Genomic DNA, 456 nt, shown 5'->3' with positions numbered 1-456 from the left:
AGTTGAATGAATGGCGTACATTTTTCAGCCTTTTCAGTTTTCAATGACAATGAGTTTTCAGCCGCATTTAAGCCTGCTGTCAAATTATTTGTAGTCAATCGCGTATATAGATAAAATAAAAACAGCATTATTACCAAAAAAAACGAGCTTATAAATGCGGAAGTTAAAAAAGAAATAGACATTACATTTAATATATTCTCATACCATGCGAGTATTACCAAAGGGAATAAAATGAACAATAGGTTGAAAATCACATAAAGCGGAATAGGCGGCTTTAATTTAGTTTCACGCAGCCAACGCGCGGCAAAAAGACAGCAGACGGCAATGACGACATTGCTTAAAAAGATATCGCTGTAATATATGTTAGGGTTTTTCTGTATAAATTCCACATGACTTAGCGAATTAATAAAAGGGGATAAGAAGATAAATCGCGACATGAATAACGGTAATATCAAT

The 456-nt window shown here is 33.8% G+C and carries 1 protein-coding gene; it reads right to left on the bottom strand.

The features are described from left to right. Positions 1–437: hypothetical protein (locus tag ACYVRA_RS08835; protein ID WP_461252345.1), on the bottom strand; the 437-nt coding region annotated here is incomplete at its 3' end. Positions 438–456 lie beyond the last annotated feature (19 nt).

It is taken from the genome of Treponema sp. R8-4-B8 (genome assembly GCF_054786175.1).
This window is presented reverse-complemented; position numbering and strand designations above follow the sequence as displayed.